Annotated in this window: 18 protein-coding genes; 7 read left to right on the forward strand and 11 right to left on the reverse strand. The window is 66.6% G+C overall.

Going from position 1 to position 21,677, the window contains the following annotated elements; translation table 11 throughout:
- Nucleotides 1-48 precede the first annotated feature (48 nt).
- Nucleotides 49-1,011, reverse strand: a complete 963-nt coding sequence (locus tag ACOHX0_RS11505) for an ABC transporter substrate-binding protein (protein ID WP_420676870.1) — start codon at nucleotides 1,009-1,011, stop codon at nucleotides 49-51.
- 35 nt (nucleotides 1,012-1,046) lie between these two features.
- Nucleotides 1,047-3,440, reverse strand: a complete 2,394-nt coding sequence (locus tag ACOHX0_RS11510) for a DUF1989 domain-containing protein (protein WP_420676871.1) — start codon at nucleotides 3,438-3,440, stop codon at nucleotides 1,047-1,049.
- 46 nt (nucleotides 3,441-3,486) lie between these two features.
- Here ACOHX0_RS11510 and ACOHX0_RS11515 point away from each other — a divergent pair, with 46 nt between their 5' ends.
- Nucleotides 3,487-4,497, forward strand: a complete 1,011-nt coding sequence (locus tag ACOHX0_RS11515) for a substrate-binding domain-containing protein (protein WP_420676872.1) — start codon at nucleotides 3,487-3,489, stop codon at nucleotides 4,495-4,497.
- Nucleotides 4,498-5,539: 1,042 nt separating this feature from the next.
- Here the strand turns inward: ACOHX0_RS11515 and ACOHX0_RS11520 are convergent.
- From ACOHX0_RS11520 to ACOHX0_RS11530, 3 genes are read right to left on the reverse strand one after another with little or no spacing between them, the layout of a single operon-like run.
- Nucleotides 5,540-6,901, reverse strand: coding sequence for an aminotransferase class III-fold pyridoxal phosphate-dependent enzyme (locus ACOHX0_RS11520; RefSeq protein ID WP_420676873.1), 1,362 nt, complete (start codon nucleotides 6,899-6,901; stop codon nucleotides 5,540-5,542).
- Nucleotides 6,902-6,931: 30 nt separating this feature from the next.
- A complete protein-coding gene (locus tag ACOHX0_RS11525; RefSeq protein WP_420676874.1) occupies nucleotides 6,932-8,035 on the reverse strand; it encodes a mandelate racemase/muconate lactonizing enzyme family protein in 1,104 nt (367 codons plus the stop codon).
- Between the two features lie 52 nt (nucleotides 8,036-8,087).
- Nucleotides 8,088-10,565, reverse strand: coding sequence for an FAD-dependent oxidoreductase (locus tag ACOHX0_RS11530; RefSeq protein WP_420676875.1), 2,478 nt, complete (start codon nucleotides 10,563-10,565; stop codon nucleotides 8,088-8,090).
- A 106-nt stretch (nucleotides 10,566-10,671) separates the two neighbouring features.
- Between ACOHX0_RS11530 and ACOHX0_RS11535 the strand changes: the two genes are divergently transcribed.
- From ACOHX0_RS11535 to ACOHX0_RS11550, 4 genes are all read left to right on the forward strand, one after another.
- A complete protein-coding gene (locus ACOHX0_RS11535) occupies nucleotides 10,672-11,559 on the forward strand; it encodes a MurR/RpiR family transcriptional regulator (RefSeq protein ID WP_420676876.1) in 888 nt (295 codons plus the stop codon).
- A complete protein-coding gene (locus ACOHX0_RS11540) occupies nucleotides 11,556-12,647 on the forward strand; it encodes an aromatic ring-hydroxylating oxygenase subunit alpha (RefSeq protein ID WP_420676877.1) in 1,092 nt (363 codons plus the stop codon). Before ACOHX0_RS11535 ends, ACOHX0_RS11540 begins: the two co-directional genes overlap by 4 nt.
- Before the next feature lie 148 nt (nucleotides 12,648-12,795).
- Nucleotides 12,796-13,068 carry a hypothetical protein gene (locus ACOHX0_RS11545; protein ID WP_420676878.1) on the forward strand — a complete coding sequence of 91 codons (273 nt, stop codon included), beginning with the start codon at nucleotides 12,796-12,798 and terminating at the stop codon, nucleotides 13,066-13,068.
- A gap of 57 nt (nucleotides 13,069-13,125) precedes the next feature.
- Complete coding sequence (locus tag ACOHX0_RS11550; RefSeq protein ID WP_420676879.1) at nucleotides 13,126-13,509, forward strand: carboxymuconolactone decarboxylase family protein; 384 nt, start codon at nucleotides 13,126-13,128, stop codon at nucleotides 13,507-13,509.
- 78 nt (nucleotides 13,510-13,587) lie between these two features.
- Here ACOHX0_RS11550 and ACOHX0_RS11555 read toward each other — a convergent pair whose 3' ends face one another.
- From ACOHX0_RS11555 to ACOHX0_RS11580, 6 genes are all read right to left on the reverse strand, one after another.
- Complete coding sequence (locus ACOHX0_RS11555) at nucleotides 13,588-14,811, reverse strand: ABC transporter ATP-binding protein (protein ID WP_420676880.1); 1,224 nt, start codon at nucleotides 14,809-14,811, stop codon at nucleotides 13,588-13,590.
- Between the two features lie 70 nt (nucleotides 14,812-14,881).
- Nucleotides 14,882-15,349, reverse strand: coding sequence for a cupredoxin domain-containing protein (locus ACOHX0_RS11560; protein WP_420676882.1), 468 nt, complete (start codon nucleotides 15,347-15,349; stop codon nucleotides 14,882-14,884).
- A gap of 92 nt (nucleotides 15,350-15,441) precedes the next feature.
- Nucleotides 15,442-16,146 carry a copper resistance protein B gene (locus tag ACOHX0_RS11565; RefSeq protein WP_420676883.1) on the reverse strand — a complete coding sequence of 235 codons (705 nt, stop codon included), beginning with the start codon at nucleotides 16,144-16,146 and terminating at the stop codon, nucleotides 15,442-15,444.
- 29 nt (nucleotides 16,147-16,175) lie between these two features.
- Nucleotides 16,176-18,074 carry a copper resistance system multicopper oxidase gene (locus tag ACOHX0_RS11570; RefSeq protein ID WP_420676949.1) on the reverse strand — a complete coding sequence of 633 codons (1,899 nt, stop codon included), beginning with the start codon at nucleotides 18,072-18,074 and terminating at the stop codon, nucleotides 16,176-16,178.
- A 114-nt stretch (nucleotides 18,075-18,188) separates the two neighbouring features.
- Nucleotides 18,189-18,524 (reverse strand): hypothetical protein, encoded by a 336-nt coding sequence (locus ACOHX0_RS11575; protein ID WP_420676884.1) that lies wholly within the window; start codon nucleotides 18,522-18,524, stop codon nucleotides 18,189-18,191.
- 136 nt (nucleotides 18,525-18,660) lie between these two features.
- The gene (locus ACOHX0_RS11580; RefSeq protein WP_420676885.1) at nucleotides 18,661-19,209 is read right to left on the reverse strand and encodes an EF-hand domain-containing protein; all 549 of its coding nucleotides are present in this window, start codon (nucleotides 19,207-19,209) and stop codon (nucleotides 18,661-18,663) included.
- Between the two features lie 171 nt (nucleotides 19,210-19,380).
- Here ACOHX0_RS11580 and ACOHX0_RS11585 point away from each other — a divergent pair, with 171 nt between their 5' ends.
- Together ACOHX0_RS11585 and ACOHX0_RS11590 are read left to right on the forward strand one after the other, a co-directional pair.
- Nucleotides 19,381-20,094, forward strand: a complete 714-nt coding sequence (locus ACOHX0_RS11585; RefSeq protein WP_420676886.1) for a response regulator — start codon at nucleotides 19,381-19,383, stop codon at nucleotides 20,092-20,094.
- Nucleotides 20,095-20,119: 25 nt separating this feature from the next.
- On the forward strand, nucleotides 20,120-21,538 hold the full coding sequence (locus ACOHX0_RS11590) for an ATP-binding protein (protein WP_420676887.1): 1,419 nt from the start codon (nucleotides 20,120-20,122) through the stop codon (nucleotides 21,536-21,538).
- Nucleotides 21,539-21,677 lie beyond the last annotated feature (139 nt).

Raw genomic sequence — 21,677 nt, forward strand, 5'->3', positions numbered from 1 at the left:
TCTGGTGCCCTGCTGCCGCCAATCCGGCAGCAGGGCCAAAGGATGGGATCAGTTCAGGCCCAGCCAGCCGTCAACAATCGCACCGTTCGCCGCCAGCCAATCAGACACGGCGGCGTCAATTTCCTGGCCCTCGATCACCACCTGATAGGTGAGCTTGGACAGCTCGCCCGCATCCATGTCGATCTTGCTGAGGAAGGCCGCCGCCGCCGGGTTCCGCTGTTCCAGCGACTTGGAATAGGCCACGGTCACCGTCTTTACCGGATCGCCGGAGGTGATCGCGGATTTGTTGAACCAGTCCGAATCCTGGTCCGGCTGCAGCATGGTGTAGGCAGCCGGGTCGTGCTCCGGCTCCTCGATCATGGTCACATCGTAGAGCGCATGCACGTAGTGCGGCTCATAGCAGTAGAAGACCACGCCCTGCTCCTGCGCGATGGCGTCCTTGAGGCGGGCGTAGAACACCGTCTCATCCTCGGTCGAGGGTGCCAGGAAGGTCTCGATCCCGTAGTCGCGCACCTTGACCTTGTGCACGTTGGTCGAGGCCCAGCCGGTGGCGCCGACCCAGATTTCGCCCATGCCGTCGCCATTGGTGTCATAGAGTTCCTGCGCGGCCGGGGTGGCGAGATCGAAGATTGACGAAATGCCGTGCTTTTCGGTCATGTAGGTCGGAGTGCAGAACCCGGTGCGGCCCTCATAGCTGCCCGAGGACAGGCCCACGGTGCCTTTCTGGTCCACGTATTCCTCGGTGAAGGACAGGTGGTTGGGCAGCCAGACGTCCGGGTGCACGTCGATGTCGCCGCGGCCGCCGTCCATCGCGGCAAAGATCACCGCGTTGGCGCCGGGGGCATAGCCCGCCTCACCGCCGAGGCGGGTCTCGATCACCTGGCCGATCACCCGGCTCATCACCTTGGCGCCGGGCCAGCTCGGCTCGCCCACCATGATCTTTTCCTGCGCCAGTGCCCCGGTGCCGGCGCCGAGGGCTGCAATTGCGGTAAGGGTTTTCAGCGGTTTCATGTTTTCTCTCTCCTGTTGGGGATGGATATGCGCCCTCAGGCGCGGGCCCGCTTGCGCTGCGGGTCTATGAAGGGAATGTCCGTCACGGCAGCGCCGAGGCGCTTCATCCGCCCGTCGAGCTGGCCGATCTCCAGCCGGGCGCCGTTTTCCGCGTGTTCGATGCCCAGGCGGGCAATCGCCACGGCGTGCTCCAGCCAGGGCGAGCGCGTGGCCGAGGTCACCGTGCCCACCTGCCGCTCGCCGTCGTAGACGGGGCTGCCGTGATGCGGCACGTCGTTGCAGCCCAGCAAGAGCCCCTTCAGCATCCGGCGCGGCGCGCGCGCGTTGCGTTCCAGCGCGGCCTTCCCGGTGAAGGAAGGCTTGGTCAGGTCGACGGCAAAGCCCAGCCCCGCCTCGAAGGCATCGACGCCCGGCGCGAACTCGGCGTTGGCGGCGGCCAGCCCGGCCTCGATCCGGATGGTTTCCAGCGCGGCGGAACCCATCGGGGTGATGCCGAATTCGGCGCCCGCCTCCATCACCGCATCCCAGATGGTGAGCGCATCGGCCTGGGAGCAGAAGATTTCGTAGCCCAGCTCGCCGGTGTAGCCGGAGCGGGACAGCATGAAGGGCGCGCCCTCGCGGTCATGCAGCCGGGCCACGGTGACGCCGAACCACTTCAGCTGATCCAGCGCGGGCACATGCGGCTGGGTGAAGGCGATTTTGCGCAAGAGATCCCGCGATTTCGGCCCCTGGATCGCCAGATTGGGCATCGCGCCGCGCATGTCATGGATGCGCACCTGCAGCCCCGTCTCCTGTGCCAGTGCCTCCAGCACCCGGCCGCTTTCCTCGGACCCGCAGCACCAGCGGAACAGATCGGGCGCCAGCCGGAACAGGGTGCCGTCGTCGATCACCGTGCCGGCCTCGTCGCACATCAAAGTGTAAGAACCGCGCCAGACCGCCAGCTTGGCCACGTTGCGGGTGGTGGCTTGCTGCAGCAGTTTCTCCGCATCCGGGCCTGCGATATCGTATTTGCGCAGGCTGCTCATGTCCTGCACCGTCACCGCATTGCGGCAGGCCCAGTATTCGCCGGTGGTCCCGTGCGACGGGAAGCTCACCGGCGCCCAGAGATCGCGCGCCGGCGCAAAATGCTCGGTCAGCGGTTCGAGCCGCGGGTGGAAGGCGGAGTTCTGGCTGATCGACATCGGGGCGTCTTCCTTTTCGCGGTAGGCCACAGCGCGGCGCAGCGGGGTCTCGGGGCGGTAGATGCGCACGTGCACATCGGTGGGATTCCAGCCGTTGATCGGGTCGATGTCGTCCGGACAGGCGGTGGAGACGCAGACCAGATCCTCCAGCGCCCGCATCGCGACGTAATCGCCGGGGCGGGAGTGGGATTCCTCGGTCAGGATCTGGTGCGAATGCGGATCCACCCAGGTGTTCCAGAAGAAGTTGACCGCAGGCCAGGCCGCGCGCGGGGCGACGCCAAAGGGCGCCAGCGCGCGGGAGATGTTGTCGGAGCAGTTCACATGGTCCGGGAAGCCGCGCTCCTCATAGCCGCGGGCGGTGCAGGCGAGGCCGAAGGTGTCGTGCCGCCCGCAGGTATCCTGCACCACGTTCAGAAGCGGGCGCATATCGCGGTCGAAGAACTTGTCCAAGAGCCCCGGCCCCGGGTAGGCGCGGCGCACCATCGACCGGGTCGCGGTGCCGTCGATCATCAGCTCCGCGCCGCGCTGGAGCGCGCCGGCGTTGAAGGCAGTGAAATCAGAGCATTGCTGCCCCTCCACGTCGATGATCTGGACGATCTCGCCCCGCTTCACCTCGTAGGCCATGGCAGTGGCGCGGCTGACGGTGAACTCCTCGCGGGTGTCGCCGAGGAGCGGCGGCAGCGGCGGCGGCGCGCCCGCTGCGGGCTGCCAGGTGACGGAGGCATTGCCGGGCACGCCGCCAAAGGCGAGCTGCTGCCGCCCGGCCGGGCAGCCGATCCAGGCGGTGACGGCCCCTGAGGCCTTCAGCACCAGCGGTCCGGCGGGCATCGCGGGGGCGGCGGCCGGGATGCCGGCGGCGGCATCGCCGCCGTGTGCGCCGATCCAGCCGAGCAGCGGCGCCGCGTCCAGATCCTCCAGCGCCAGCGGCGCGCCGGCATCCAGCCCAAGGGCTGCCAGCGCCGGCCGCCCCGCCGCATCAAAAGCGGCAATCTGCACGCCTCCCGGCCCCGGCGGCCCGTCCAGTGACAGCAGGTCCCCCGCCCGCAGCTCCTGCTTCAAGAGCGCGCGCGGCGCCAGCACCCGCGTCACCCCGCTTTGTGTCTTGGCAAAGCCGGGAAAGGCCCTGGCGGCGGTGGTATGCCCGATGTTGCCGAAGGCGTGCAGCACTGCGTAGCCGGTCATTTCGATATCCGAATCTTGAGTGATGTAACCGGTTACATGGTTGATGAAACCGGTTACATACGTCAAGATTTTCTTTTACAAAGGGTCCAGATGGAAAAACGGGCGGGCTGGCATGAGCGGTAAGTTGACCAGAAAACGGGCAAATCTGCGGGATGTCGCCGCCGCGGCGGGCGTTTCCGTGGCGACCGTGTCGCGGGTAATGAACTCACCCGACGCGGTATCGGAGGCGACCCGCCAGCGGGTTCAGGCGGCAATGGACACCCTGCGCTTCATCCCCAGTGCCGCCGCCCGCGCGATCAGCACCGGCCGGACCCGCTTTGTCGGCGCGCTGGTGCCGACGCTGGACAATGCGATTTTCGCGCGCTTCCTGTCGAACCTCGAAGGCCAGCTCGCCAGGCGGCGCCTGTCGCTGGTGGTCTCCACCACGGAGGGCCTTCCCGGAGTGGAAGCGGAGAAAGCAGCGACCCTGGTCAATATCGGCGCGGAAGGTCTGATCGTGTCCGGGGTGGACCACGACCCGGCGCTTTACGCCCTGATCGAGCGCGGCCAGATTCCGGCGGTCGCCACATCTTACTTCGCCCCGGATTTCGCTCTGCCCACCATCGGCTACGACAATGCCGCCGCGGCCCTGACCGCGCTGTCCCATCTGACCGGGCTTGGCCATCGCCGGATCTCGGTTGTGCATGGGCCGACTCGGACCAACGACCGGACCGGCGCACGGGTGGAGGCGCTGCGCCGCCAGGCCGGCGGTGCCGAGCTGGACTTCCACGCCGTGCCGCTCTCGATCGAGGGCGGCTGCCAGGGTGTGCAGAGGGTGCTTCAATCGCACCGGGAGACCAGCGCCATCCTCTGCCTGTCGGACGTTCAGGCGACGGGCGCGCTTTATGAGCTGCAGCGGCGCGGCATCCCCGTGCCCGCCCGGTTGTCCGTGATGGGGATCGACGACCTGCCCGGCTCAGCCCATACCTCGCCGGGGCTCACCACCGTCCACCTGCCTGTGTGCCGGATGGGTATCGCCGCGGCGGATGCGCTGTCCTCCTGGCTCGAAACCGAAACCGCACCCGAGCCGGTCCTGCTGGAGTCCCGTCTGGTGTTGCGGAGTTCGACCGGCCGGCCTGCCTGAGCCTCGGGCTCCGGGGCCCGCAAGCAGCAAGGGCAGAGGGCAGGCCTTTCATCACACCTGCCCGCCCGCCCGCAACACGCGCCGAGACCGTCAGCCAGGGACGTTTCGCAGGCTTCCATTATCCTTCCGGCCCGCGCCATCGGCGCCCGGCCTTCCAGCAGGCCGACCGCTGCGCGGCAGCGGACCGGACAACGCGCCCCGGCGCTGCTGCCGCGCACGCCAAAATCTGCCACCGGGAGGAAGGGCGCCGGTATGCGGATCGTGATCACTTCGATGTCATCCGGACTGACGATCTGCCGGCCGAGTTCGCTTGCGCCGTAGATGGGGCGCCGCGGACAGCGGCAGCCGGGCGGGAGCTTGCGACCGGCAGGGTACCGGTTGACGGCCTGGCCCGGCTCCATCGTCTTCGTCATTTGCCGGAACCCGGTGGAGTCCGGTGTTCCGAAGACCTTGATGCGGCCGAACTTGGAGCCCCACAAGTTGCAGTTGCCGGCGGCCATTCGCGTGTGATGCGCTTTGGTGTCATGGCCGATCCGGGCCAGCAAGGCGGAGGAGGCATAGACGGCAGGCGCTGCCCATACCGCGAACCGTTCGCAGAAGTTCAGAACGTTGGGCTTTGCCAGGGCGGTCAAAGCGAGAGGCCGGTTGCCTTGCCCGGGACCTCGGAAAGTTGCGGTGGCTTGCAGGGCCTTGCCTCCGTCATGACGGAGGCCCACAGCCGCATGGTACCGCGTTGGCGGGTGCCTTCGATGTGGAAGGGGTCCATCCCGGCAGACGATGCCGTGCGTTTCGGCCGGGGCAGGCGCTCCATCCTCCGGAAGCTGCTCGTGCCGGATGGTCACGCAGCACAGGGCCGCGCCGCGCCCGGCCTTCCCGGTGAAATTCCTGATGCTGGTCCGAATGCGGGCCTGGGCGCCGGTCCGGGTGACCGGCTTGTCATTTCCGGGATTGCGCGGCCTTTCGCCCCGGAACAGCCGGTCTGGCCCCCCTGGCGATGACAACCGCGTGGCCGCTCACGTGGTTTTTCCCGTGGCTTAAGCGCTTAAACGCATTCCCGGTCAGCGATTTCCAGGGTCCGGCCGAGAATTTCGAGACCCGTCATCAGATCCTCTTCGCTGAGGTTGAGCGGCGGGGTCAGGCGGATGACATTCGAGAAGAAGGACAGGTACAGGCCTTCGTCCATCGCAAAGCTCATCATGGCGGTCATCGGTCCGGCATCCGGGCCCTTGGCCGCAAACGGCACCAGCGGCTCGCGGGTTTCGCGGTTCTTGACCAGCTCGATCCCGTTGAACATGCCCTTGCCGCGGATATCCCCGATCGAGGGGTGCTTTTCGGCGAGCCGGTGCAGCTCGGCCCGCATCTTTTCGCCCATCGCGGCGGCATGGGCGAGGGTGTCTTCCTCCTGCATGGCGCGGATCGCGGCGACGCCGGACGCGCAGGCGAGGGGGTGGCCCGCGTAGGTCAGCCCGCCCGGCAGCGGATAGTCGCGCAGCCAGTCATGCAGCTCGGTGCTCACCGACATGCAGCCGAGCGGCACATAGCCCGAATTGATGCCCTTGGCCGAGGTGATGATATCGGGCTGCACGCCCCAGTGATCGACGGCAAACCATTTGCCGGTGCGGCCAAAGCCCGCCATGACCTCATCCGCGATCAGGAGAATGCCGTATTTCTCGCAGGTTTCCCTGATTGATTGCAGGTAGCCGTCCGGCGGCACGATGATGCCGTTGGTGCCGACGATGGGTTCCAGAATGACCGCCGCCACGGTGTTGGGATCTTCATACATCAGGATTTCCTCCAGATGCGGCCCGCCCCGGGCTACCGGGCAGTTGGCGGGGTCCCTGTGGCCTGTCGGAAGCCGGTAGACATAGGGGTCGAGCATCCGCACCACGCCCGGCATGTCGCCGCGGGTCAGATGGTGGCGCGGATCGCCGGTCAGCGACAGCGTGCCGCCGGTGGCGCCGTGGTAGCTGCGGTAGCGGGCGATGATCTTCGAGCGCCCGGTGTAGTGGCGCGCCAGGCGGATCGCGGTTTCATTGGCCGCCGCGCCGCCGGTGGTGAACAGGGTCGAGGAGATGCTGGCGGGCGTGATCTCGTGCATTAGGGCGGCCAGTTCCGACCGCACGTCCGAGCCCATCGCCGGGCCGATGTAGCAGAGCTTGTCCGCCTGATCCTTGATCGCCTGCACGATCTTCGGGTGCTGGTGGCCGAGGTTGGCGTTGACCAGCTGCGACTGGAAATCGAGATAACGCTTGCCGTCGCTGTCCCAGAACCACGAGCCGCTGGCGCCGGTGATCACCCGCGGTTTGCCGCCCTGTTTCGACCAGCTTTGCAGGTAGTGGCTGGCGTGCATGTCCTGGACCCAGGCGGGATCGCGGGAGGGGCAGGTGTTGGAGCGGTCATCCATGGGTCTGGTCCCTGTCATTGGATCGGGGCGTTAGCCGATGATGGATTTGGGCTGGCCGAGTGCGCCGGTATCAGGGCTGACGCCGAGGCCCGGGCCCTCGGGCGGGGCAATGCGGCCGTTCCGGCGTTCGGGGGCATTGGGATCAAGGCGCGGCCCGGCATAGTGGGACAGGTCGCAGGTATTCATGATCCCGCGCGCCGGGGTGGAGGCGGCGAGGTGCAGCAGCGCGGCCGTGGTGATGTCGCTGCCCCAGGTGTCCTCGATGCACATCTGCGTGCCGAGAGCGAGGCAGAGATCGCGGGTCCGGCGCGTGGCCGAAAGGCCTCCCATTTTCGAAAGTTTCAGCGCGGCGGCGTCCATGCACCCGGCCCGGTGGCCGGCCATGATCGAATGGATGCCGTGCACGCTTTCGTCCAGTTTCATCGGCAGGCCGGTGGCGGCGCGCACATGGGCGCATTCCTCGATCGTGGCGCAGGGCTGTTCCAGCATGATGTCGAGATGGGCCGCAGCCCGGCCCGCCCGGGTTGCGGTCAGCGCATCGGCGCCGCAATTCCAGTCGCCATAGACAAGCGGCCCGGCCCCCACCGCCTCGCGCACCTGGGCCAGGCGGGCAACATCGGCCTGCCAGTCCCCGTCTGCGCCGAGCTTCACCTGGAACTGCCGCATGCCGAGGTCATAGGCCTCGCGCGCCATCCGGGCCATTTCGCCGGGGGCCGCGCAGGTGATCGAGTGATAGAGCGGCATGTCCGCCACCGCGCGCCCGCCCAGGAGCGTATAGAGCGGCAGGCCGGCGGACTGGGCGGTCAGGTCCCAGAGGGCGGTATCGATGGCCGACTTGGCGTAGCCGTGGCCGATCAGATGCCTGTTCAGACGCTCCATCAGCGCCTCGGGCCCGATGGGATCGGCGCCGATCAGGACCGGCGCCATGTCCTCCAGCGCCGGGATCACCCCCTTGGCATAGGCGGGCAGGTAATGCGGGATCGGGCAGACCTCGCCCCAGCCGGAAAGCCCGGTATCGGTGTCCAGGCGCAGGACCACGGAAAGCGTCGTGCCGCAGGTCTTGCCGCCGGCCATGAAGTAGGTCTCGTGACTGGTCAGCGGGACTTCCCAGGCGGTGATACGTGTGATCTTCATCATGGACCCATCGCTGTTGACGCGGCGGAGAGGCACCCCCCGCCGCCGTTGGTCACTGCGCCGCAACCAGGCTGGCGTCCGCGCGCGGGCGCTCGGATGCGGGATCATAGGCCGGCGCGCCGAGGATACGGCCCTTGCGGGGTTTGCCTGCGATGATCACCTCGACCTCGGTGCCGGGCGCGGCGGCCTGCGGCTTCAGATAGGCAAAGGCGAGGATCTTGCCGACGGTGTGGCCGTAGGCGACCGAGGCCGTCGCCCCGGCGACCTTGCCATCCACGCGAATGGCTTCGCCGCCGTGCCCGTCCTCGATCCCGTTCGGGTCGATCTCCAGATAGGCGCAGATCCAGGGCAGGGTGCCCGCTTCGGCTTGCGCGGCGCTGGCGCGGGTTGCTTCGGCGCCCAGGTAGTCCTTGCCGAGCTTGACGTACCGCCCGGCATTGGCTTCGGGCAGGGTGACTTCGTTGGTCAGTTCGCCGGCACCGGGGAAGGCTTTTTCCATGCGCAGGCTGTTCATCGCGAAGGAGCCGTAGTTTTCGATGCCGTGTTCTTCGCCAGCGGCCCAGAGCGCGGTGTAGACGTCAACGCAGGCCGCGTCCGGCATGTGCAGCTCCCAGCCCAGTTCGCCTGCGTAGGACATGCGGAAGGCCCAGACCTTGTGGCCCGCAACGGTGATCTCCTGCGCCGACAGCCAGCGGAAGCCCGCGTTGGACAGGTCCGCATCCGTGCATTTGGCCAGCACCTCGCGGGAGCGCGGGCCGTTCAGGGCAAGGGCGGACCAATCCTCAGAGAGGGTTTTGACAAAGACCGTCTCTCCCGCCAGGTTCTGGGCCAGGTGATCCAGCAGGCGCTGTTCGAAGAAGGCCGCGCAGACCAGGTAGTAGCGGTCTGCGGCCATGCGCACGATGGTGGTTTCCAGCTCGATCCGGCCCCGGCGGTTGAGCATGTGGGTCAGCGTGACCGAGCCGTCCTTCTGCGGCATCCGGTTGGCGGTCAGCCTGTCGAGATAGGCATACGCATCGGGGCCGGAGACCTCGGCCTTGGTGAAGGCGGTGACGTCCATGATGCCGACCCGTTCGCGCACGGCCTTGCATTCCTGCGCGACCATGCCGAACACCGCGTTGCGGCGGAACGAGTAGTGATCGCGCTGCGCGACGCCATCGCGGGCGAACCAGCGGGGGCGCTCGTGGCCGAAGACCTCTTCATAGACCGCACCCTTCTCCTTGAGGATTTCGTAGAGCGGCGAGGGCTTGACCGGGCGGCCGGCCAGGCGGTTGAAATGCGGGAAGGGGATCTCGTGGCGCAGCTTGTAGTCCTCATGCGCCTTGACGACCTGCCACTCCTTGCTGGCATAGGCGCCGAAGCGGCGCGGGTCATAGTCGCGCATGTTGATGTCGGCGGCGCCATGCACCATCCATTTCGCCAGCTCGCGGGTCAGGCCGGGCCCCCAGCCGATGCCGATCTGGGTGCCGCAGCAGCACCAGTAGTTCCTGACTCCCGGCGCCGGGCCGACCAGCGGGTTGCCGTCCGGCGGATGCGAGATCGCGCCGTGCACTTCGCGGGTGATGCCCAGCTCGGCCAGCACCGGCATCCGTTCGAGCGCGTTTTCCAGCCACGGCATGACGCGGTCGTAATCGGCCTCGAACAGCCAGTTCTCGTAGTCCCAGGGGCATTCATCGTGCCAGACGGAGTTCGCGTTCTCCTTTTCGTAGATGCCGATCAGGCCCTTTTTCTGCTCCATCCGGATGTAGCCCGAGACCATCCTGTCGTCGCGGATGACCGGCAGTTCGGTGCCGGACTCCTTGAACGCGGGCACGTCCTCGGTGACGAAATAGTGGTGGGTCATCGAGGTCATCGGCAACTGCAGCCCGGACCACTCGCCCATCTGCCGCGCGTAAGTGCCGCCGGCGTTGACGACGTGCTCGCAGAGGATAGTGCCCTGTTCGGTTTCCACCACCCATGCGCCGGCATCGTCCTGGGTGATGCTGGTCGCGCGGCAGCGCCGGAAGATCTTCACGCCGTTCTGCCGGGCGCCCTTGGCCAATGCCATGGTCACGTTTGACGGGTCCGCGTGGCCGTCGTCCGGGGTGTAGAGCGCGCCGACCACGCCCTCAAGATTATAGAACGGGTGTTTTTCGGCGATGAAGCCGGGGCCGACGAGTTCGATGCTGAAGCCGAGCGCGCGGCCCACCGACAGCGTGTGGCGCAGCCAGTCCATTTCGTCGTCGGTGTAGGCCAGGCGGAAAGAGCCGCAACCGTGCCAAGTGACCGCCTGGCCGGTCTCTTCCTCAAGAGTCTTCGAATAAAGCCCGATGTTGTAATCGACCATCTTGCCCAGCCCGTAAGAGCTGGTGGAATGGGTGATCTGGCCTGCCGCGTGCCAGGTCGAGCCCGAGGTCAGCTCCGCCTTTTCCAGCAGCACCGTGTCCTCCCCCCAGCCTTCGTGGCCGAGGTGATAGGCCAGGCCGCAGCCCATGACCCCTCCGCCCACGATGACAACCTTGGCGCGCGCCGGCAGTTCTTTCTTGGACATCGCAGGTTTTCCTGTTCGGGACTCGCGGAATTTAATGGACTTGGTAATTGTACATCTGTACCAAAGTCAACACAAAATGGTACGCACGATTGCGCAAGGGGATCTCATGAACTTTACTGCTGTGCCAAATCCGGGCCTGGAGGCGCTTTCGGCAGTGCTTGACGATCTGACGCCTCAGGTGCGCAAGGCCGCGCGCCACGTGATGGAAAACCCGCGGGACATTGGCTTTTCCACCGTGCGCGAGGCGGCCGAAGCGGCCGGCGTCAAGCCCAACACGATGGTGCGCATGGCCCGGCAGGCCGGTTTCGACGGCTACGATGAATTCCGCGAGCATTTCCGGGAGGCGATCCGATCCGGCGGCCCATCGCTCTCCGGCAGGGCGCGCTGGCTGCAGGACGTCCAGAGGCGCGGCGGTATGGGCGAGCTGTACGCCCAGATGGCGGAAAGCGCGCTGCGCAACATCGAGGCGACCTTTGCGGCCGCCAATGAAGCCGACTTGCAGGCGGCGGCGCAGGCACTCTGGAAATCCCGCAACGTCTTCACGCTTGGCGTCGGCGTGAACCATGCCAACGCCAGCAATTTTTCCTACCTCGCCTCCACCGGCATGACGGATTTCCATGCAATTCCGCGGCCCGGCTCGACGGGCGTGGACGATCTGGCCGGGGCCGACGGGAGAGACAGCCTGATCGCGATCACCTGTGCGCCGTACCGGACCGAAGTGGTGGAGGCGGTGCAGATCGCGAAGGCGCAGGGGATCAAGATTATCGCCCTGTCCGACTCGCCGGTATCCCCCATCGTCCGGGCGGCCGACTACGGGTTTGTCATCTCGACGGAAACGCCGCAGTTTTTCCCGTCGTCCGTCTCCACAATCGCGCTTCTGGAGACCCTCCTGAGTTTCGTCATTGCGATGTCGTCGGAAGATGTCGCGGAACGCGTCGAACAGTTTCACAACCGCCGCCACCAGCTTGGCCTTTATCATGAGGACGTGACATGACCCTCTCGCCTATCCGTTCGCTGGACGCCCGTTACTATGTCGACCCCGGGATCTTTGACCGGGAGAGGAGCGGCCTGCTGGCCCGGACCTGGCAGTATGCCGGCCACGCGGCAAATATCCCCAATCAGGGCGATTACTTTGCCTTCGAGATCGCGGGCCAGAGCCTGTTCGCAATCCGCGGGCGCGACAGCGTCATCCGCACCTTCTACAACGTCTGCCAGCACCGCGCGCACGAGCTGGTGTCCGGCACCGGCAATACCCGTGTGGTGGTCTGCCCCTACCACCAGTGGACCTACGAGCTGACCGGCGGACTGCGCGCGGGACCCAACATCAGGAAGGTGCCGGGCTTTGACCGGGAAAAGATCTGCCTGACCGAAGTCCGCACCGAGGAGTTCCTCGGCTTCCTCTTCGTCAATCTCGACAATGAAGCCGCGCCGATGGACGAGTGGTACCCGGGCGTGCGCGCAGAAATCGCCGAATTCGTGCCGCAGATCCGGGATCTGGCCCCCCTGGAATGGGTGGAGATCCACGAGAACTGCAACTGGAAGGTTTCGATAGAAAACTACTCGGAATGTTACCACTGCCCGTCCAATCACCCGACCTTTGCCGAAGGTGTGATCAAACCCGAAACCTATGACATCCAGCCCGACGCCGGCGGCGGTTACGTGCTGCGCCATACGACGGAATGCCAGAGCCTGGAGAAAATGACCTATCCGGTCGATCTGGACAGCAACGAGCATGCGGGCGGCTACCGGAGCTGGTTCCTGTGGCCGATGTTCTCGTTCCAGTGCTACCCGGGCAATGTGCTGAACACCTACCACTGGCGGGCCAATTCGGTGGACAGCTGCACCGTCTGGCGCGGGTGGTATACCGAAGGCGGCTTTGAAAGCGACATGATCCGCGGCCTGGCCGCGCAGGACCGCGGCACCACCGTGGCGGAAGACATCCGGCTGGTGGAATCCGTGCACCGCGGCCTGAAGTCCAGAGGTTATGTCCCCGGCCCCCTGGTGCTTGATCCCGCCTGTGGCGTGATGAGCGAACATTCCGTCGCCAAGCTCCAGCAATGGATGCGCGAGGCCGTGGACTAAGACCCAGTGAAGCAAACGAGCGATGCCTCGGCGGGCGGGATCCCGCCTCCCCGAAGCAATGTAAATACGCGGCAGGCAAGATGTGAAGCCATATTGGCAGAACTACGCGGACGGCAACCGGACCGGCGGCGGGGCAGGGCGGATCGATGTGATCGACCCGGGCACCGGCGAAAAGCTGGCCCGGCAAGCGCTGGCCCGGCAAGCGCTGGCCGGTGCAGGCGGCCTGGTGTTCCGGGCCGCTGCCTTTCCCGGCAGCGCGTCCGCCGGGCTCCCGGACCCGACGCCGATCTTTCCGGGCGCTTTCGGTACTTGCTGCGCCGGCGCCCTGGCGTTCCTCTTCCTGGCCGGCATCGGCCTTGCGCCGCTGCCGGCTGCCGGGAGGATGAAACTGCTCCGCCGCGAAGACGCGCCGGACGAATAGACCAATCAACGCGGCCGGCCTCGCGCGGGGCGGCCGGTTCACTCAAGGAGAAAAACCATGGACGACGACCTGTTCGAACTCGGGCTGGCGCAGCGCAAGTCGACGCTTGGCGCGGAGTATGTCGAAAAGAACCTCGCAGCCGCCGATGATTTCACCCGCCCGTTCCAGGAAGCGATGACCGCCTGGTGCTGGGGGTTCGGCTGGGGGGATGACACCATCGACAACAAGACCCGCTCGATGATGAACCTCGCCATGATCGGGGCCCTGGGCAAGATGCATGAATGGGAAGTTCACTGCAACGGCGCCCTGAACAACGGGGTCACCAAGGAGGAAATCCGGTCGATCATTCACGTGATCGGCATCTATTGCGGCGTTCCGCAATCTCTCGAGTGCTTCCGCGTCGCGCGCAAGGTGCTGACCGAGCGCGGCCTGCTGGATTGATCTGGCATAAGGGGATCACTTTCCCCTCGGCGGCCCCCCGCACGCCCGGCAGCCGCGGGGGGCCGGCATTTCTGACGGTCACTCGCTCCGGCGCCAGTGCCGGGCAAGTTCCGGCTGAATGAAGCCGAGAATCCCGCCATAGCGCAGCCGCGTGTCCTCTATCTGCTGATAGAACCGGAACAGCTCCTTGAGCGGGGCCGAGAAATCCTTGTGGGCTGCCAGCACGGCGACCAAAGCGCCCAGGCTGATGCGCTCTTCGATCACGAAATACCCGCCGAGGGAGTAGAACAGGAACGGGGTAAGCGCCGTGAGGAAGTTGTTCAGGGCCTTGGTGAAGAACTTGATCCGGTGAATGTCCAGGCGCAGGAGCTCAAGCTTTCTGAGCGAAGCGGCGGCGGCGCGCACCCCGTGGTCCGGGCCGGGCCGGGGGCGCATTTCACCGGCCAGAAGCCGGGCGAGGGTCCGCATTTCCGCGATCCGCGCGCGGCTGCGCTGGTTGATCACGCGCTGCAGACGGGGCAGGATCGCCAGTTGCGCCGGCAGCACGGCGAGCGCGGCGGCGCCCAGGATCGGGTCCTGGATAAACATGAAGACAAGGATCGTTGCCATCGTGCCGCCCTGGGTCAGCGGCAGGGTCAGAAGCTCGGCCGCGAAACCGCCCAGGGGCTCGGCCTCGGTCCCGAGGACCTGGACGATCTCGGCCTGTCCCGCCGGTTCGGCCCGCCGCCGCCAGCTGCGGTAGATCAGCAGCCGCATGTGTCTCAGGAAGCGCTCCGCCACCCGGCCGCGCAGCACGTTCAGGCAGTACTTGTTCACCCCATGCAGCAGGATCGTGAGGAAATAGGCGCCGCTGAGCAGGGCCAGCACCTTGACCTGCTGCAGCTCCATTCCCAGAAAGGCCACCGGGGCCGTGTATCCGTCCAGGACGTTGTTCACGATCCGCTTGGGCAGCTCCAGCGACAGATAGAGCAGCGGCATGGAGGAGAGGCTGAGCGCGGCCAGACCGGTCTGCCGCGCCCGGGTGGCGTGCCAGACTTGCTGCAGAAGGCTGGAATGCAACCCGTCCACCTTCACCGGCGCCCGGGGAGAAGGCCGCCGCAGGCGCGCCTTCAGGAAGCCGCGGGCCATCCGCGCCAGCAGAACGCTGAGCGTCACCGCCAGGACGGCGGGCGCAAGCACGAGGATGAGATGCATCACCGGATGCACCCATTCCGGCACCGTCGGGTCATATTCGAAGCCGAGCCACCCGGCGGCGCGATGTGCATAACCGTGGTATTCGGGGAGAGATTTGCCTGCCGGCATTGTTCTGCACTGCTCGAAAAGGTGGCGCGGCAGCCAAAAGGGCAGCTGCCGCGCGGCCGCACGGAGGGAGTTATTCCACGGCAATGGTGCCGGACATGCCGGCCTCGTAGTGCCCGGGGATCAGGCAGGCAAACTCGAAAGTGCCCGCGTTGGAGAAGGTCCAGGCGATCCCGCCGGTTTCGCCCGGCGCCAGGGTGATGGCATTCGCCGAGGCATGGCTGCCTTCCATGCCCTTCTTCATCATTTCCCCATGCATCGCGTTGCGTGCCTTGGTGTCGAGCACAAGCTCGTGGACCATTTCGCCGCCGTTCACGGCCTTCAGCAGCACCGTTTCGCCTTTGCGGAAGGCGAGTTCCGCGGGCTCGAAGATCATGCCGCCGCCGCCGGTTTCCAGCATCGTGATCTCGACCGTGCGCGCAGCATGTTCCGGGCTGGCCGGGAGGCCGGCCGGATGCTCCGTGCCGTGTCCGCCGGGCGATGCCGTGGCGGCGCCGGCCGATGCCAGCAAGAATGCAAGGGGGGTCAAAACCTGCTTCATTTCACTTTTCTCCTGAAATTCCGGGCGGCCGGCAGCTGTTCAAGCTCAGGCGGGCGTGCTGCCGGCCGCGGTTTGGTTCACGGTCAGGCGTCTCAGAACATGAGGCGCGCGCCATAGACGACGGCGAAGCTCTCGCTGTCCTCGCCACTGGCCTCGATCATGTCCGAGGTGCCGCCAAACGCCTTTTCGTAGTTCACGCCAATGTAGGGGGAGACGGCCCGGTCGATCAGGTCGTAGCTGAGCCGGGCGCCTGCCTCCAGGACAACGCCGCCCGAGGCGAGATCGTAGGCCGGGTCATCCTCCAGCGGAACCGTCAGCTCCAGGCTGGGGGTGAGGATCAGCCGGTTGGTGATCATGCCCTCGTACTCGGCTTCGAAACGGAAGAACGGGCGGCTGGAAAGGAAGAGATCGGCGTCGATCTCGAACCATTGCGGCGCGAGCCCCTTGACGCCGATCACGCCGTTGTAGCGGTCGGGCAGGCCGTCCGGCGTGCTGGCCTGGATGCCCGCCACCGCGTCATAAAAGGCAGAGATAGGCATCTGCAGGCGCAGCTGGTTCTCGAGGCTCTCGAACGCGCCCGAAGACACGCCGCGCTCGCCTTCGCTGCGCCAGACCAGCTTCAGCTCGTCGGTGCCAACCAGCGCGTCGAAATCCCAGACATAGGCGTCTCCGTCATCGGAGGAACGGTATTCGAACTGCTCGGCCTGAATGCCGTAGATCAGCGGCTCGGCCTGGGCTGCGGCTGCCCAGGCGGCCAGCGGCGCCGCGGCGAGCAGCGCGGTAAGGAATGGTTTCATCTTGTATTTCCTTGCTCTTGCGGCGCTGCTCACGCCGGGCCGCCTTCGACGATCACTTTGCGGAACATGCCGGCCTCGGCGTGATAGGACAGGTGGCAGTGGAAGGCCCACTGGCCGGGCGCGTCGACTTCGGTTTCCGAATAGACGGTGGTGCCGGGCGCGACGTTGATCACATGCTTGATCGGGTCCCACTTGCCTTTTCCCGTGTCCAGGATCGACCACATGCCGTGCAGGTGCATCGGGTGGCTCATCATCGTTTCATTGACGAACTTGAACCGCACCCGCTCGCCGTACTTGAGCCGCAGAGGCTCGGCTTCGGAGAGCTTCTTGCCGTTGATCGACCAGATATAGCGTTCCATGTTGCCGGTCAGCCGCAGCTCGATCTCGCGGGTGGCCGGGCGGTCCCGGTAAAGCGGCTTGCGCGCGGACAGGTCCCGGTAGGACAGGAACTTGCCGCCATTGGCCGCGCTGGGGATGAGACCGCTGCCCGGCGCATAAAACGGGTCCGGACCGCCGGTGCCGGCCATCGCGTGGCCCGCGTGTCCGGCGCCGCCGGAGGATCCGCTGCCGGCGGGTTTGGCGGCTGGCATCTGGTGCTGGGCGTGATCCATGCCGGCCGGCATCGCGGGTTGCGCGGGTTGCGCGGGGGCCGCCGCCTCCGGCATCTGGTGCTGGCTATGGTCCATGGGCTCGGCGGCCGGCATCTGATGCTGGCTGTGGTCCATGGGCTCGGCGGCCGGCATCTGATGCTGGCTGTGGTCCATGCCGCTCATGCTGAGCATGTCCGCTGCCGATGCGCCGGCATTTCGCATGACATGGCCGCCCATGCTCATTCCGTGGCCTTCCATGCCCATGCCGTCCATCATGCCGCCCATGTCGGCCATGGTCAGCAGCGGTTTCGGCCGCATCTGCGGCACCGGGCCGACCATGCCGCCGCGCGGGGCCAGGGTGCCGCGGACCATGGCGGTACGGCCCATCGATTCGGCCACGATGCTGTAGGCGCGGTTCTCCCGGGGCTGCACGATCACGTCATAGGTCTCGGCCACCGCAATGCGCAGCTCGTCGACCGCCACCGGCTTCACATCGTTGCCGTCCGCCTGCACCACGGTCATCTTCAGCCCCGGGATGCGCACATCGAAATAGGCCATCGCCGAGGAGTTGATGAGCCGCAGCCGGACTTTTTCGCCGGGTTTGAACAGACCGGTCCAGTTCTGGGACGTGCTCCTGCCGTTGATCAGCGGGGTGAAGCCCTGAACATCCTCGATGTCGGTGGGCATCATCCGCATCCGGCCCCACATCCCGCGTTCGCGAAGCGCGGCCTTCAGGCCCATGTTCCCGGCGTCCTCGATGAGGTCCATCAGGGTCCGCTGCGAGCGGTTGTAGTAATCCGCCGACATCTTGAGGTTGCGCATCACCCGCGACCCCTGGTGCGGGTGGGTATCGGTCAGCTGCACAACGTAATCGCGGCTGGCTTTAACCGGATCTTTGCCCTTGGGTTCGATCACGATCGCGCCATAGGCCCCGTCGGGCTCCTGGAAGCCGGAATGGCTGTGGAACCAGTAGGTCCCGGCCTGCACGACGGGGAACCTGTAGGTGAAGGTCTCGCCCGGCTTGATGCCGTTGAAGCTGATGCCGGGCACGCCATCCTGGCGGAAGGGCACGATCAGCCCGTGCCAGTGGATCGAGGTGCTTTCGCGCAGATTGTTGGTGACGTTGACGGTGACGGTCTCGCCTTCGGTGAAGCGCAGCACGGTAGGTGTCTGGCTGTTGTTGTAGGCGACTCCCTTCTTGCGGAAGCTGCCGGTGTCCAGCCGGACCTGGTCGACCGAGATGTCATAGGTACCGGCCAGGGCGCCGGTGGCGGCAGACGCGCCAAGAATGGCTCCGGCCAAGGCGGAGCGCATGGATGCGATGGGTCTCATCAGCAGTCCTTTTTTAAATTTGTCAAATTGTCGTCAGAGAAAATCCCGCGGCCACGGGCGCATCATCCGCCGGGGCGGGAACCGCCCAAACCTGTGCCGTGCGGGAGAAGGCGGCGCCGGTCAGGCGCCGGGGCGGATGCGGGGAGGCGGCAGCGCGGGATCCAGTGCCGCCGAGGGAAAGGCCATTCCGGCAATCGCGTATCCTGTCCGCACCGGCGGCGGCAGGCGGGTTTCGCCCCATGCCGCGGCCAGAGCGGCGGGCGCGTCGCAGTGCAGGGCAGGAGCGCAGGGATTGGCGTGTTCATCCGCGCCCAGCCCGTTCCCTTCCATCAGGATCCCCAGCGAAACGCCATTCTGGTGCATCCCGCCCGCATGCAGGGGCGGGGTCCAGAAGCTAAGCAGCAGGGCGGCCGCAAGCGCCATCAAGCGCAGCAGCAGATGTCCCGGGGCGCGCATCATTCACGATCCAACTCAGCTTCCATGCGGATGTGTTACGGCGAAGGGGTTCATGACTCAAGAATACACTTGGATACATTTCATCCGGCGGACGCCGCCCCCCCTCGGGAGGGCGGCGCGGCGGGGGGCTTGCGCTTCAGTTGTCCTGCGCCCCTTCCTCCTGCGGCATCGCGGAGCCGCCGTCTTGCATGCCCCGCTTCTGCATCATTTCCTTCATGCGCGCGGTCTGGGCGCCGATTTCCTCCTCTGTCACGGCACCGTCCCCGTCCGCGTCGAGATGCTGAAACCGGTCCACCATCTGTTCGCGGATCAGGGCGCTGTGGAAGGTTTCGAACTCCGCAAGCGACAGGGTGCCGCTGCCGTCGGCGTCATACTCCTGCAGCGCGGCGGCGAGCTTTTCCGCCATCATCCCGGGGTTGCCCATGCCCATGCCCATCATGTGGCGGTCCATCATGGACGCCATGCCGTGCGGGCCGTGCATCTGCATCATCTTGCGGTGCATCTGCATCATGCCGCCCGCCATGCCGCCTTGGGTTTCGCTGCCCTGCATCATGCCCTGCTGCATCATTCCCGGAGAACCGGCGCCGGACGCCTTTCCGTGCCCATGGCTGGATTGCGCCGCTGCGGCCGCCGCCATCGATCCGGAAACCGCGAGCCCGAGCGCCAGAGTTTTCAGCATTCTCATCTTCAGACCTTTCCTTGGAGTTGCGATATGGCCAATCTGTGCTGCACAGCCTGGCGCTTCCAGCCTGCCAGATTTCAGGTTTGTATCGCCTTGTCTCAGATCATGCGGCTGATACAGACAGTGACAAATTCGGGGCGGCCGGCCCCGCGCCAACAACCTATTGTGAAGCCGATGAACGAGACGCCGCATATCCTCGTGGTCGATGACCACCGCGAAATCCGGGCCGCGGTGACGCGCTTTCTGGAGAAGAACGGCATGCGCGCGGCGGCGGCAAAGGACGCGGCCGAGATGGACGCGCAGCTGGCCGCCGGGCACTTCGATCTCATTGTGCTCGACGTGATGATGCCGGGCGAGGACGGGCTGTCGGTGTGCCGCCGCCTGTCGGGCCGCATCCCGATCCTGATGCTGACGGCGCTTGGCGAGGAGACCGACCGGATCGTCGGCCTGGAAATCGGCGCGGACGATTATCTGCCGAAACCCTTCAACCCCCGCGAATTGCTGGCGCGGATCAAGGCGGTCCTGCGCCGCGCGGACCGCTCCGAGCCGCTGGCGGGCAGCCTGGCCGGCAAGAGGGTGCGGTTCGGCCAATGGGTGCTGGATTGCGACCGCCGCGTGCTGACCGGCGGCGACGGCCGCGAAACCGCCCTCACCGGGGCGGACTTCAAGCTGCTGACCGTGCTGCTCGAACGCCCGCGGCTGGTGCTGAGCCGCGACCAGCTCATGGGGCTCACCGCGGGCCGCCCGGCGGCGCCTCTGGACCGCACCATAGACAACCAGATCAGCCGGTTGCGGCGGAAAGTGGAACGCGACCCGCTGCGCCCGCAGCTGATCATCACGGTGCGCAACGGCGGCTACAGCCTGGCGGCCGATGTCGAGGCAGAGTAGCCCGGTGCGCAGGGTCTTCGCCAGTATGCACGCCCGCATCATCCTGCTGGTGATCCTGGCGCTGATGGCGGCGCAGGCAGTCAGCCTGTGGCTGTTCGTCGACGAGCGCAGCCTGGCAGTGCGGACCGCAATCGGTGCCGAAACCGCCGGACGGGCCGCGAATGTGGCGCGGCTGCTTGAAGAAGCGCCGCCCAGCCTGCACCCGTCGATCCTGCGGGCGGCGGATTCGCCGCTTGTCCGGTTCGATCTTTCCCGGCTGCCGGAAGTTCAGCACACCTCACATGGCGGCACCGGCGCGGTGGAGGCACGGGTGCGGGCGCTTCTGGGGGACAGTTACAGCCGCGAGATCCGTGTCGAGCTGCATGAGGTCGACAGCGCGGAACTGCCGCTGCCGCACCTCGCCCCCGAGATGGCGCAGATGCACCGGGAGATGATGCGCGGCCAGATGTCCGCCATCGAAATGACCCTCTCCATTGCCCTGTCCAGCGGCCAGTGGCTCAATGTCGGCACCCGCTTCGAGCGGCCGCCGCTGCAATGGCCCCGGCAGTCGGCGCTGACCTTTGCGCTGAGTGCCGCTGCCATCCTGATTGCCGTTTTCTGGTTCCTGATCACCCGGGTCACCGGCCCGCTGCGGCGGCTGGCGGTGGCGGCCGACCGGCTTGGCCGGGGGGACAACGTGGCGGCGCTGCCCGAATCCGGCCCGCCGGAAGTCCGCGAGCTGACCGGCGCCTTCAACCGCATGCAGGAGCGGCTCACGCGGTTCGTGGCCGACCGCACCCGGCTGCTGGCGGCGCTTGGCCACGATCTGCGGTCGCCTCTGACGGCGATGCGGGTGCGGGCGGAGTTCGTGGAGGAGGAAGAGACCCGCCAGAGCCTGATATCCTCCATCGGGGAAATGCAGGGCATGGTGGACTCGGCGCTCGATTTCGCCCGCGGGCTGGCCGGGACAGAGCCGTTCGAGACCTGCGAGCTCGGGGCGTTTCTGGGCCAGCTGCAAGCGGATATGCTGGAGCAGTTCGAACTGGAGCCCGGCAAGCGCCTCGCCGTTGGCCTGCGCCCGAACGCGATGCGCCGGGCGCTGCGCAATGTGATCGAGAACGCCCTGCGCTATGGCGGCTCGGCCTGCGTGAGCTACGGGCAGCAGGGCGGCAGTGCGGTGATCACCGTGGCCGACAGCGGCCCCGGCATCCCCGAAGAGGACCTCGAGAAGGTGTTCGAGCCGTTCCTGCGCCTGGAGGCCTCGCGCTCGCTTGAAACCGGCGGCCACGGGCTGGGCCTGTCGATTGCCCGCACCATCCTGCGGGCGCATGGCGGCGACATCACGCTTGCCAGCCGACCCGGCGGCGGTCTTCAGGCTGTTCTTGCGATCCCGCTGGCGGCCGGAACGGACGGCACAGGGGAACGGTTACATTCGGATACACAAAACCCGGCGGTGCGCGGTTGACCTTCCCGCGCTGGAAGCCGGCATTTCGGGGGCGGCCGCTGCCGGTGTCAAACGGACGGAGCATCGCGGCCGGCAGGAGCAACGAGAGCAGGCAAGGGCATGAACAGGACGAAGCTGGCGGCAGCATCGGCAGTAATTC

The sequence above is a fragment of the Cribrihabitans pelagius genome, assembly GCF_048820915.1.
Taxonomy (GTDB): domain Bacteria; phylum Pseudomonadota; class Alphaproteobacteria; order Rhodobacterales; family Rhodobacteraceae; genus Cribrihabitans_A; species Cribrihabitans_A pelagius.

Coding starts and splice junctions, on each gene's coding strand:
- ACOHX0_RS11520 (WP_420676873.1), bottom strand. CDS start 6,901: ATGGATGACCGCTCCAACACCTGCCCCTCCCGCGATCCCGCCTGGGTC.
- ACOHX0_RS11560 (WP_420676882.1), bottom strand. CDS start 15,349: ATGAAGCAGGTTTTGACCCCCCTTGCATTCTTGCTGGCATCGGCCGGC.
- ACOHX0_RS11515 (WP_420676872.1), top strand. CDS start 3,487: ATGAGCGGTAAGTTGACCAGAAAACGGGCAAATCTGCGGGATGTCGCC.
- ACOHX0_RS11550 (WP_420676879.1), top strand. CDS start 13,126: ATGGACGACGACCTGTTCGAACTCGGGCTGGCGCAGCGCAAGTCGACG.
- ACOHX0_RS11535 (WP_420676876.1), top strand. CDS start 10,672: ATGAACTTTACTGCTGTGCCAAATCCGGGCCTGGAGGCGCTTTCGGCA.
- ACOHX0_RS11580 (WP_420676885.1), bottom strand. CDS start 19,209: ATGAGAATGCTGAAAACTCTGGCGCTCGGGCTCGCGGTTTCCGGATCG.
- ACOHX0_RS11575 (WP_420676884.1), bottom strand. CDS start 18,524: ATGCGCGCCCCGGGACATCTGCTGCTGCGCTTGATGGCGCTTGCGGCC.
- ACOHX0_RS11530 (WP_420676875.1), bottom strand. CDS start 10,565: ATGTCCAAGAAAGAACTGCCGGCGCGCGCCAAGGTTGTCATCGTGGGC.
- ACOHX0_RS11525 (WP_420676874.1), bottom strand. CDS start 8,035: ATGAAGATCACACGTATCACCGCCTGGGAAGTCCCGCTGACCAGTCAC.
- ACOHX0_RS11505 (WP_420676870.1), bottom strand. CDS start 1,011: ATGAAACCGCTGAAAACCCTTACCGCAATTGCAGCCCTCGGCGCCGGC.
- ACOHX0_RS11565 (WP_420676883.1), bottom strand. CDS start 16,146: ATGAAACCATTCCTTACCGCGCTGCTCGCCGCGGCGCCGCTGGCCGCC.
- ACOHX0_RS11540 (WP_420676877.1), top strand. CDS start 11,556: ATGACCCTCTCGCCTATCCGTTCGCTGGACGCCCGTTACTATGTCGAC.
- ACOHX0_RS11590 (WP_420676887.1), top strand. CDS start 20,120: ATGCACGCCCGCATCATCCTGCTGGTGATCCTGGCGCTGATGGCGGCG.
- ACOHX0_RS11585 (WP_420676886.1), top strand. CDS start 19,381: ATGAACGAGACGCCGCATATCCTCGTGGTCGATGACCACCGCGAAATC.
- ACOHX0_RS11555 (WP_420676880.1), bottom strand. CDS start 14,811: ATGCCGGCAGGCAAATCTCTCCCCGAATACCACGGTTATGCACATCGC.